This is a genomic window from Paenibacillus polymyxa, assembly GCF_001719045.1.
Lineage (GTDB): Bacteria > Bacillota > Bacilli > Paenibacillales > Paenibacillaceae > Paenibacillus > Paenibacillus polymyxa_B.
This window is the reverse complement of the sequence record NZ_CP015423.1, coordinates 4380183-4392089: the sequence shown is the minus strand read 5'-3', so window position 1 is coordinate 4392089 and position 11907 is coordinate 4380183. Positions and strand designations below refer to the sequence as shown.

The following is an 11907-nucleotide window of genomic DNA, read 5'->3' as shown; positions in this document are numbered from 1 at the left end:
TTTCCAATCAATCGCCATAGAACAATCACAGTCCCTCGTCAAACAACTGCAGACCTATGATTTCAAAGGCGACACCTTCACCCGCTTTAACGTTGACATCACCATTCATTTCTTTAGAATCCAAAATAAACGTAGTGTCTCCTACTACAATCTCCAGACATTCTATCTCGCCTGCTTCGCCCTGCATCACTTGATGTATCGTTCCTTGAATCCAATAGTCGCCTAGCTTTGGTTGAGGTCGAAAAATCCCTGTCTCTTCAGTAGACTTCAGCCTTCTGAACCCCTCTATACTGGATTGAGAAGTCTCGACCGAAATTACACAACCAGGAATCATCTTATTCAAGCTTTGTTCATATGGGACAACATACGCATATCCGGAAGTCAGTTCATGCCAAAAATATGTCCAGTAGCCGTATACTTTTTCCTCGCCCATACTACGAATGATGATATACTGATCTTTATTTATTTCCTTGATCTGTACACGCATATATAGAGTCCTCAGTAGATACTTTTCTTATAATAATAGTGTTTAAAGCCTCTCGGAGCATCGTCAATGACACCAACGACTTCATACCCATGCTTTTCATAGAATTTAGGCGCTTGAAAAGTAAACGTATTAAGTTGTATAAAATTACACCCTTTATCTCTAGCAATCTGTTCAATTTCACCAAGCAGTTGTGAACCGTAGCCCTTTCCTCTGTAACGCTGATCTACCCACAAAATATCAACCTCCACCCAGTTCCAACATAGTACACTTAGGAGACCGCCCATGACCTGACCGTCTTCATCTTTGAGCGTAAGATTAATCTCTTCGTATCGGGTTCGAATATCTGCTGGGACGTATTTCGCATTAAACTCAATCAACTTGTTTCTGACTAAACGCGCTTCATCCCTACTACTTCGATTCATCTGAGGTTCCAGCGTCATGGCATAAATCCTCCAATTTGAAATGATTACTAACACTTACTGATTTAAATATAGAAAATAACAGGGTTAACATACTTTCATCTTCCTACTGTTATATATTGTATATACTTTTCTATGTTTAGTCACATGATTCAATTTAGATGGACAGAATTATTCTAATCTAAATATCGCTGATTAAAGTCGCTCCCTGGATTCATGCAAAATATTTAGTAAACGAAAAAAGCAGGCCCCTATGAAACGGAGAACCTGCTATCGTTTATACATCGTCTGTCATACAGGAGAAGAGAGGGGATGATTAAATTGAAATATCCAGTGATTTCCCAACTCCCGTAATATCGCTGCTGTTAGCGCTGTTGATACGAGTTGTTTCTGTGTTACTTGGAGCAGGCTTTTCCATTTTTGGAGTTGACGTACTGCTGGATTGCGAACTTTGCTGTGCAATTTGAGCTTCAATCTGTTTAATTTGTTGCTGAAGCTGCTTCATTTTTGTTTCTTTTGTATCTTTATTATCCTTACTTTGCTGTACCTTGTTGTACTCCGCTTCAAGTTGAGCTTTTTGCTTTTCCAGACTAACTGTATCGTTGGTACTGGATGAAGATGAAGTGCTTGCAATAGATATTGAACTGCTGGATGTGGATGAAATGTTCATACGAGATTTCCCCTTTATAAAAGTATGAGTTTTACACGTGTGGGCTAACCAGTTCTAAGCTGTGGCATTCGATTCATCTGTATTTCCCCACGCGTCTTTTAACGCAGAAAGCAGATCTGTTTCCTGATCTTTGTCCGAAGCTGTTGACCCGGATATAAGACTGGAACTCAGAACGCTCTGCAAATCACTCAGCAAGGATCTTTTTTCATCTACTGTAAGCTCTTTTTCAGATGTAGTGCTGTTATCCTCTTGATTGGAAGCCTCTTGAATTTTCCATGCGAATGGAATCTGCATTCCTCCCGTGTATTCCATGAATTCCTTGCTCAATTCGAGTGAATCGTTAGATTTCTTATGTGTGGTATGACCCGCGGTATTTAGTCCATTCTCATTTGACTTCACCGTATTCGATTGATCATAGGAAGTCGTGATGAGATGCCTGTTAATGGATAGTGACAAAGTAGATCCCCTCTCAATGTACATAATGTTTTTAGCTGCCCACCTACCTTTCATCGGTAGCAAATCTGAATGCAACCTGAGGGTATGCTGAATGATAACTGAATAAATACAAACTCATTAATACCGTAACCCTTTTATTATTTCCTAGACCATAGTCAAGGAAAATCCCCTCCGCAAGACGGGGGGATCAACCCTACTTGAGACAGGAGTAAGTAAAGGGATAATTTGTTACTCTTAGCAAAGAATAAATGAACGTATTTTAAAAATTGAAAGTAGGGAAATGATGTATGATCCGTATTAGCCATTTGGTTCACGAGAGACTTATGTTCCTAGTCAAATTTTTGTACTCGCCTGCATACGTGGGTAGTGTAACACCAAGTTCCAGATTTTTAGCTAAAAATATGATAGAATCCATTCCATGGAGTGAAGTTCATGCTGTTGCCGAGCTTGGTGCTGGAACAGGGGCAATTACCCAATACATCCCGTCTGCTGCTGAATTTCAACCCAAGGTTTTACTCTTTGAGAAAGACCAAACCATGCAGCAGAGTTTAAAAAGAAGATTCCCGAATTATCTGTGCTATTCCGACTCGCGTGAGCTTCAGCTTGCTATGAAAAATGCCCAAATAGAACAGCTTGACTGCATAATCAGCGGGCTGCCATTTTTCAATTTTCCACAAGCGATGCGGAATCAAATTGTAGAACAAATTCATCTATCGCTCAGGGATGGAGGAATGTTTGTGGCCTTTCAATACTCTAAACAGATGAAACAACAGTTAGGTGAATGGTTTGATATTGAAGAAATCAAGTTTGTGCCAATGAATGTTCCACCCGCATTCGTGTATGTATGTCGAAAGAAAACCTAAGAAAGGAGTACGGGTATGGACGTGGAATATTTAATTTCCATCATTGAACAATACGGCTATGCCGCATTATTCTTTTCTCTATGGCTGGGGATTGTGGGTCTACCCATCCCGGATGAAGTCATCGTGATGACTGGCGGGGCTGTAACAGGCATGGGCATACTTCACCCGTTACCCGCTTTTTTAATTGTATATCTTGGGGTTGTATCAGGCTTGTCCTTAGGTTATGTATTGGGGAGAACCGTGGGCACACCGATTCTAGAACGTTTGCGTCGGAAGAAAAAAATGGACAGGTACATTACGTTTTCGGAAAAATTGATACATAAGTATGGAAATTTCACTATTTGCATCAGTTATTTGCTGCCGATCGTCCGTCACATTATCCCTTATATTGTCGGAATCAATAAAATGAGTTTCAAACGCTATGCCCTCTTCTCTTATTCAACAGGTTTGATCTGGACGCTGATCTTCTTTCTGCTCGGACGTACCTTTGGCGATCATGTACAAGCAGTAGGAGAACTAATCCATCGTTATGGCTTGCAGATGGTATTGCTTCTCATCATGCTGACAATTATATTTCGTATAATGAAATTTGTATGGGGGAAGAAAACAACGGAGGAGTAAAGGTTAAGTATATTCGGCATGTTCATTACCTACATGAAAAAGAAATAGACCGCACTCACTAAAGTAAACGGTCTACTCTCGACCACCTGATGGCCGACTGCTCTTTATGCAGTTGTTGTATGCTGGGGCCGTGTCAGAGCACGGCTCCTTATTTATTTCTTACCTCATTATAATCGATTTTATGTAATTGCGTGTTTTTATTGCTTGGATAATTATATAAGCGAATTTAAAAGTTACCTGTCGTGCCGCTACGCAGATGGAGATGGTGCTTCTCATCGCCACCGCCCCCGGATTTCTGAAATAAAGTCTTCATCGGTAGAAATCCGGGGAGGTGATGCTTCCGAAGTGAGCTTTCCTACGGAAAGCTTTTAAAGCGATCGCTTCGCTTGTACAGCACCATTCCGTCTACTCCGTTTTCCATGTACATTTTTTTAGTTCAGCCTATATAGAATTTATTTCCTCACATGACAGGACAGAGCTATAGGATCAGCTCATAATGGTAAAATCCCCCATCATTGATATTTTGATTTCCTTCATACTCTCTTTGTGCTGAAACATTATTCTTTCCTATCGATACCCAATTCCCTTGAATCCTGTCAGTGTGCCTTGTTGCTGAGCTACAGTCAATAATAGTTGGGAGATCCCTCGTTTTGGGTATTCTTCATCCACGAATAAACCATCAACATCCAAGATCATTTTATAGAAATAGAAGGAAACAATTGTGTAAACTCATCATTTTATCTTTTTCTATATCCTTAATGACCGACTGCAAAAGATATAATTCCCCTTTTTCACTTATAATTTTAAGTCCAATCAAGGATATTCACAAAATATTCGATTTTTCTTGGAATTTCCTATTGATTTGATGTCACTATGATGTCACTATGATGTCACCTTTCGGTATACCAAATCGCTATGTAATGATACAATATTTACATGATATTTTGTCATTCCACATCAAAACATTTTCACTCTGGAGGTTTGCAAATCATGTCTAATTCTTTAGAAATATTAATTGAACCCATAATCAGAAACCGATTAGAAACATTGTATAGTAATCTTTCTAAAACCATACCAGAATACAACCAATTTTCCACGGAATGCAACCAGTATTTCAAAAAATCTGTGAATCCGTTCCCAAGCATCTCGAACATACCCTGTTTTTATATGAAGATGCCCAAATCTCTCTGCAATCTATTCTGGAGAACCAAATATATTTACAGGGATTTAAAGATGCTATGCAATTTTTAGATGAGTTACGTAACACCTATACTGGTTAAGAACTACATAATAATTTTCAACTTTAAAAATATATCTTTTAAAAAACAAAAAACACCTAGAAACAGGCGTTTTCATTTTCGTCCTTTTTAGCAATACTATCCATATGATATACTATAAACTAACAACAGAATGGCTTAGATGGGCGGTCGGCTAGTCTCCTGCAAAGGAGGTGATGCCTGTGGAGGTTAAAGATACATTGATGTTGATGATTCAATTTGCGACATTGGTGATCTTGATTCTTTCCTTCAACAAAAAGAAATAGACCGCCCTCTGGAAAAGGTTAGCGGTCTATTTTACTAATCCAACCCTACAGCCACCGCCCTTATAAGCGGCTGTTGTAAAAGAGTGAGGATGTTGGCAGCATCCTTACTCTTTTTCAGTATATACTTATTAGCTTTAGTTTATCACAGGAAAATCCATATTGCCAATATGGCAAATCTTTTTAAGGGGCGGCTTTCCTTTCACACCATGTTACTTCTTTAATTGAAGCAACTTTACTAACTTGTCATGAATGGCAGTATTCGGATAATTCCCGCTAAACTGAGAAGACCCAGGTCCCATCGCGGTTAATGCCACATCAACAGATGTATGTCCACCCGTGGTCCAGTCGATATAAAACTTCTCATCGGAGCCTTTTACAGTAAAAGGACCATCCTCTTTGGAAATGCCTTCACCGGATTCATCCTCCGCATCTTCGCCTTCAATCGCCAAACCGCCCGTTTCATGATCTGCCGTCACCAACACTAATGTATCTGGATGCGCTTTGGCATACTCTTTAGCTACTTTAACGGCCTTATCAAGTTGTTGCCCAGCCTTAATCGTTAACTCCCCTTCATTGTCATGCGCCATCTCATCCGTTCCTTCTTCTTCTACCATCAGGAAAAAACCTTTTTGGTTTTTGGAAAGAACATCAATCGCTTTAGCCGTCATATCCGGTAGAGAAACCGTTGGGTTGTAAGAGTTACCCAGCTTGTTGTGAGCTTGAAACATCTCTTCATTGGCGAACAGTCCTAGCAACTTAGAACCTTTGGCTGCTTTCATTCCTGCCTGATCCGTCACATAGCTATAACCCAGCTTCTTCGCTTGTTCTACCAAATTCCCTTGAGTTCCCTTACTAGCTTCCTCAGGATCTTCTGCCGGAGCATCTGGATGTTTGCCTACTGTTCCGGCAGGGTACCAGAAATCCTCACCACCGCCCAGAATAACATCCAGCTTGCTTTTCTCCAGATACTGCTTGGCAATCTCGCTTTGAGCGGAGCGTTTTTCGACATGCGCACCAAAGGCGGCCCCGGTTGCGTCTGTCACTTGGCTTGTCGTCACGACACCTGTAGACATGCCTGCTTTTTTGGCCAGCTCCATAATCGTTGTCACTGGTTTTTTATTCAAATCCATTCCGATTGCGCCGTTATACGTTTTCACACCTGTTGCAATGGCAGTTGCAGCCGCGGCAGAATCCGTAACCAGGTTATCCCCTGAACTTGTACTAACCAGGCCGGTTACAGGCATGTTATCCATTTCAAGTAATCCCGATTTCCCTACCGTCGCCAAGCGAATCGCGTTGCGACTTGCTTCTCCCATACCATCGCCGATAAAAAGAATGACATTCTTAGGAGCATCGACTTTCGCTGACGAAGTTTTCAGTCCTTTGGATACCTGTGCGGTAGTAGACTTGGTATTAGATGAGGCTGCAAAAGCGTTAGGGATATTAGCAGATAACAATGGCGCACTCAAAACGGTAATGGCACCTAAAGCAAGGATACTCTTTTTCATCGAACGCTTTTTCACAAGGTCACACTCCAATAAATTTGATATTCATATATGATAAAGTAATCATATATTTGTTTTGTAAAGCATCGTAAAGCAATAGATTAAGCGAATGTAAAATTTGGAATGAGCGCCTGTTTATTTATAAAACAAAAAAAGACACCGACTCTTGGTATATCAAAGTCGATGCCCTCTGGCGTTTTTATTTAAATGGCGGCGATATTTTTGCCGATCGGCATGGTGTAGTAGAGCGGTTTTTGCTGTCCATTTTGCTGATAGACTACAAGCAGCAGGGTGCGGCCTTCGGCTGTCAATGGGCTTCCTCCGCTTAGAATATGATCCAAACTGAACGGCAGTACATCCAGCACAGCGTGCTTTTGCAGTTCCTTTTCACTCAGCTTCAACGAAGCAAAGGCTGGAATAATCTCGCGGTATGGCTGCGGCTGTTGACTGCCTACATCCGTCCCACCTGTACTCTCCTTGCTCGCATCTGCCACAAAATCTGTAACCACAGGTGACAACAGCGCATCCGGATGCTGGAGAACCATTTTCATATAGCTGGACCAATCATTCTTCTCCAAGGTATGCTCCCACCAAATTTTACGCGGCTTATATTTATGGTTAAGGAAATAATCAAGCTTCATCAGTCCAAGCACCATATCCATTCGCTTTGTTCCACGCGATTCTAGAAAGGACTGGAGACGCGTGAACAAGTCTTCGAGCTGATGTCCGATTTTTTGCCAGCCCTGTCCTTCCCAGTAGTCTCCGAATTCCTGAAAGAAATCAAAGGCGGACGAGAATTCGCGCTCGATCAGATAGTTAACTGTATGATCCATACGATGAGAGTTCCAGTATTTTTCCAATACATCTTCCAAGCGCTTGAGCCGGACGATATCGGCAAAGGAAAGGACGTCATTGCTCAACATTTCATACGGCGCAACATCCATATACGTATAGTTATACTTGTCTGCGTCGATACGCAGTCCGGTGCCACGCAGCATTTTGAGGAAGCCAAGTTGAAGCTCTTCCGGGCCGAGCGCAAAAACGTCATTAAACGTTTTACGGAATGTGTTGTAGTCCTCCAAAGGCAATCCGGCGATCAAATCCAAATGCTGGTCGATTTTACCGCTTTGTTTGACCTTGGTAACAGTACGGGAAAGTTTGGTAAAGTTCTGGCGACGCTTAACCAACTCATTGGTAGGATCATTCGTTGATTGGACGCCGATTTCAAAACGAAACACGCCCGGCGGCGCGTTTTCCGCCAAATAATCCAACACCTCGGGACGCATAATATCTGCCGTAATCTCAAACTGGAAGACACAACCACGGTGATTTTCAATCAAAAATTTGAACATTTCCAGCGCATAATCGCGTTTAATGTTAAACGTCCGATCCACGAACTTAATTAGGTTGGCTCCATTGTCGATCAGATACAGAATATCCGACTTTGTACGCTCGATATCGTAATAGCGCACCCCAACTTCGATGCTCGACAGACAAAACTGGCAACTGAACGGACAGCCTCGGCTCGTTTCAAAATAAACAACCCGTTTCCCAAGTTCCGGTATATCCTCTGCAAAACGATAGGGCGACGGTAGCTCGTTCAAGTCCGCTTTCGGGCGACCGGGCATCTGAATAACCTCTTCTCCCTTACGGTAAGCCAGTCCATACACAAAATGGAACTTGCCATCCCCTTCCAGCTCCTGCAGCAGTTGATGGAAGGTTTCCTCTCCTTCTCCAACCACGATAAAATCCACATTCGCCAAGCGCTTCATCCAGTGATCCGTATCGTAGGATACCTCTGGACCACCCAGAACAATTTTGACCTCGGGCATAATCTTTTTCAACACATCAATGACTTTGATCGTCTCTTCAATGTTCCAAATATAACAAGAAAAGCCGATGACATCTGCCCCGCGTTGAAACAAATCGGATACGATGTTCATCACCGGGTCCTTAATCGTGTACTCCGCCAACTCGATATCAAAGTCCTTTTCACTGTAGGCTTTGAGGCATCGAATGGCCAGCGAGGTATGAATATATTTTGCATTTAACGTTGATAAAATGACTTTCATAGGTCACAACCTTCTATAGTTTGCATGAACTGTTATATCCCCTTACCTTAGTATAGCTATTCAAAATCCTCGTACACATCGTCTGCATAAATCTCATCCTCACTTACCGTCCCCCCGATATTCCCCTGATTTTGGAAAAAATCAAGAAACGGCTTGCCGTACTTGCGGAACTTCACTTCGCCGACACCCTTGATCCGCAACATGTCTGCCTCGGATTGCGGGCTCGCTACGCTCATCTCACGCAGCGTTGCATCATTGAAAATGATATAAGACGGTACATGCTCCTGAGCGGCCAGATCGCGGCGAATCAGGCGCAATTGCTCGAACACGGTTTCGTTGACTGCAGCCGGGTATGCATCGCGTCCCTGTCGTCCGCGTGAACCTGCTCCACCTGCAAAAGCCGTGGCATGTCGCACCACACGCTGCATGACTTCTCGCTGGCCTTTCAGCACCTCAGCCGCAAGCTGCTGCAAGCGTACAACCGGATATTGTCCCTCGGACAACATCAGATAGCCTTCCGAAACAAGAACATTGATAATTTCGGCAATTTCTTTTTCCGTCCGGTTGCCCATCACGCCATAGGTCGGCAGGCTGTCAAAACCATATTGCAGCACTTTTTTGTTACGCGATCCTTTCAACACCGAAGCGACCATCGAGACCCCATAACGTTCCCGCATGCGATGAATGCACGAAAAAATCTTCTGCGCATCTATGGTCATATCAACCAATTCCCGCTCATCTGTACATGAACTGCATATGCCGCAAGCTTCATGCTCCTCCGCTTCTCCGAAATACTCAAGCTGTGCCGTACGTAGGCAACGAGTCGTGTAGCAATAATCAACCATCTGCTGGAGTTTGCGGTAGTCGTTGCGCTTGCGGTCTTCATCCTGTGGATTTTGCTCAATCAGGAACTTCTGCGTCACAATATCTTGCGGTCCGAACAGTAAAATACATTGACTCGGGTCGCCATCACGTCCTGCTCGTCCCGCCTCTTGTACGTAAGCCTCCATATTTTTAGGCATGTTGTAGTGAATGACATAGCGTACGTTCGATTTATCTATCCCCATGCCAAAGGCATTGGTTGCTACAATGACACGGATATCGTCGTACAGAAACCCTTCCTGGCTATCTGCACGTTCCTGATCTGTCATCCCGGCATGATAGCGTCCGGCCGCCATGCCTGCGTCACGTAGCCGTTGGTACAAATCGTCCACGTCCTTACGTGTCGCCGCATAAATAATGCCCGATTCACCCTCATGCTCACGGGTATAATTCAGTAAAAAGCTGCGTTTGTCTTCCCCACGCAGCACACTGAACGCCAAATTGGGCCGTCCAAGGCCTGTAACGAACGTCTCCGGTGAGCGCAGACGAAGCAGACGCACGATATCATCCATGACCTGCGGTGTCGCCGTTGCCGTAAACGCCGCCACGATTGGGCGTTCATACAGCCCGTCCACGAATGGAGCCACCGCCAGGTAGCTGGTACGGAAATCATGGCCCCATTGGGATACGCAGTGAGCCTCATCTACCGCAACGCAGGAAATCGGCAACTGAGCCATTTCATCGCGAAACCAGTCCAATTCCAGTCGTTCCGGTGCGACATACAGTAACTTCAAGTCACCATTCCGTGCGGCTCGTATGCGATCATTCACTTCTCGACCACTCAACGTACTATTGATGTAGGCAGCAGCAATCCCCATTGTGGTCAGCGCATCCACCTGGTCCTTCATCAGCGAGATGAGCGGTGACACGACAATGGTCAGCCCCTCATGCAACAACGCGGGGATCTGGTAGCATATCGATTTTCCGCCCCCTGTCGGCATGATGCCCAACGTATCGTTGCCCTCCAGCATACTGGCCACAATTTTCTTTTGTCCCTCCCGGAAATCGGGATAGCCATAAAATTTTTGCAGCAAGTCCTGCGCCCGTTCCAATGTTGGTGCTTGTACACTCATAGTTTCAAAACTCCTCATATTTCTAGCGTCCTTGACGCATATCGGCTTTTCTTTCGTTACCTTTAGTTTACCGGGGTTCAGGGTAATGTTCAACCGCTAGAAGACTGCCAATCTGGTTTAGTCCCTTATGGCGTTCGCTGTTTTCTCATGATATAGTGAACACGGTGCCGCAAATTTGTCCATAATTATGAAGAGACACGGTTCCAAGAAGGAGAAAGAACCCATGAACAATCGGAAACCCCAACGGAAAAATCATACAAAATCTACGTCAAACGCAAGCCATTCCAAACGCAGTCATAAACCTGCCGGAAGATCTGGCTCCCATAGACCGGAAGCTCAACGGAGAACGAATGCTTTTGATAAAGCCCCTGCCAAAACATACATCGTCCAGGAGCCTGCCGAGCTGTTAAGCTTTTTAGTAGAGCATGTGACTGGCATGGGTCGTAACTCCATTAAATCAGCACTGGCTCGTGGGCAGGTGTCCGTCAACGGCATTCCGCGTACCGTGCACAATTTTCCACTGGAGCAAGGTCAGACTGTCGCGCTTTCCAAGGAAAAAGTAACTCCCGTCGTACCACTGACTGGGCTACGTATCTTGCATGAGGATGAAGCCATTATCGTTATCCATAAGGATGCCGGGTTGCTGTCCGTGGCTTCAGCGCAGGAGCAGGAAGTAACAGCCTATCGCCAGCTTACGGCCCATGTGAGGCGCGAACATCCGTACAATCGTATTTTTGTACTGCATCGTTTGGATCGTGATACATCAGGAGTGATGATGTTTGCAAAAAGCGAAGCCATACAGCAGGAAATGCAAAAAGCGTGGAAGGAAGTTGTGTATGAACGAACATACATTGCTCTTGTAGAAGGACAGGTTAAAAAAGCTGAGGGTACAATCACCTCATGGCTGAAAGAAAGCAAGACGCTAAAAATGTATTCCAGTCCTTATCCGAATGACGGACAGCACGCAGTCACTCATTACAAGCTACTTCAAGCCAATCGTCATTTTTCTTTGCTGGAAGTACGTTTGGAAACCGGACGCAAAAATCAAATCCGCGTACATATGGAGGATATCGGTCATCCAATTGTTGGAGATAAAAAATACGGTTCCAAATCCAAGTCGATTGGGCGCCTTGGCCTACATGCGAGGGTATTGTCATTTATTCATCCCGTCACCGGAGTATTGCTGCGTTTTGAATCCGATATTCCTAAAACTTTTTTGAATCCGTTTCGGGAGTAGAATTGAGCAAAGCATACGGAGATTAGATGGAAAAATAGAAGAGGAAATGAGGGGGCTGTAGAAAACAGCACCCTTTTTT

The 11907-nt window shown here is 43.9% G+C and carries 11 protein-coding genes and 1 pseudogene; 5 read left to right on the top strand and 7 right to left on the bottom strand.

The features are described from left to right. Positions 1-25: 25 nt before the first annotated feature. From AOU00_RS19705 to AOU00_RS19690, 4 genes are all read right to left on the bottom strand, one after another. On the bottom strand, positions 26-433 hold the full coding sequence (locus AOU00_RS19705) for a hypothetical protein (RefSeq protein WP_237166211.1): 408 nt from the start codon (positions 431-433) through the stop codon (positions 26-28). 65 nt (positions 434-498) lie between these two features. Continuing rightward, complete coding sequence (locus AOU00_RS19700; RefSeq protein WP_069291439.1) at positions 499-927, bottom strand: GNAT family N-acetyltransferase; 429 nt, start codon at positions 925-927, stop codon at positions 499-501. Positions 928-1222: 295 nt separating this feature from the next. Next, entirely contained in the window at positions 1223-1576 is a 354-nt protein-coding gene (locus tag AOU00_RS19695; protein ID WP_069291438.1) for a FlxA-like family protein, read from the bottom strand. A gap of 54 nt (positions 1577-1630) precedes the next feature. After that, positions 1631-2032, bottom strand: coding sequence for a hypothetical protein (locus tag AOU00_RS19690; protein WP_069291437.1), 402 nt, complete (start codon positions 2030-2032; stop codon positions 1631-1633). Positions 2033-2319: 287 nt separating this feature from the next. Between AOU00_RS19690 and AOU00_RS19685 the strand changes: the two genes are divergently transcribed. From AOU00_RS19685 to AOU00_RS27730, 4 genes and pseudogenes are all read left to right on the top strand, one after another. Beyond that, entirely contained in the window at positions 2320-2895 is a 576-nt protein-coding gene (locus AOU00_RS19685; RefSeq protein ID WP_061829083.1) for a class I SAM-dependent methyltransferase, read from the top strand. A gap of 15 nt (positions 2896-2910) precedes the next feature. Then, on the top strand, positions 2911-3516 hold the full coding sequence (locus AOU00_RS19680; RefSeq protein ID WP_069291436.1) for a DedA family protein: 606 nt from the start codon (positions 2911-2913) through the stop codon (positions 3514-3516). Positions 3517-4506: 990 nt separating this feature from the next. Continuing rightward, positions 4507-4796 (top strand): annotated as a pseudogene (locus AOU00_RS27170) (hypothetical protein). 173 nt (positions 4797-4969) lie between these two features. Then, complete coding sequence (locus AOU00_RS27730; protein WP_367988533.1) at positions 4970-5059, top strand: putative holin-like toxin; 90 nt, start codon at positions 4970-4972, stop codon at positions 5057-5059. Between the two features lie 209 nt (positions 5060-5268). Here AOU00_RS27730 and AOU00_RS19675 read toward each other — a convergent pair whose 3' ends face one another. The 3 genes from AOU00_RS19675 to recQ all read right to left on the bottom strand — a co-directional run bounded on the left by AOU00_RS19675 (position 5269) and on the right by recQ (position 10591). After that, complete coding sequence (locus AOU00_RS19675) at positions 5269-6582, bottom strand: alkaline phosphatase (protein WP_061829081.1); 1314 nt, start codon at positions 6580-6582, stop codon at positions 5269-5271. 185 nt (positions 6583-6767) lie between these two features. Beyond that, a complete protein-coding gene (locus AOU00_RS19670; RefSeq protein WP_069291435.1) occupies positions 6768-8636 on the bottom strand; it encodes a B12-binding domain-containing radical SAM protein in 1869 nt (622 codons plus the stop codon). A 56-nt stretch (positions 8637-8692) separates the two neighbouring features. Further along, complete coding sequence (gene recQ, locus AOU00_RS19665; protein ID WP_061829079.1) at positions 8693-10591, bottom strand: DNA helicase RecQ; 1899 nt, start codon at positions 10589-10591, stop codon at positions 8693-8695. A 223-nt stretch (positions 10592-10814) separates the two neighbouring features. Between recQ and AOU00_RS19660 the strand changes: the two genes are divergently transcribed. Further along, positions 10815-11828 (top strand): RluA family pseudouridine synthase, encoded by a 1014-nt coding sequence (locus tag AOU00_RS19660; protein WP_061829078.1) that lies wholly within the window; start codon positions 10815-10817, stop codon positions 11826-11828. Positions 11829-11907: the final 79 nt, after the last annotated feature.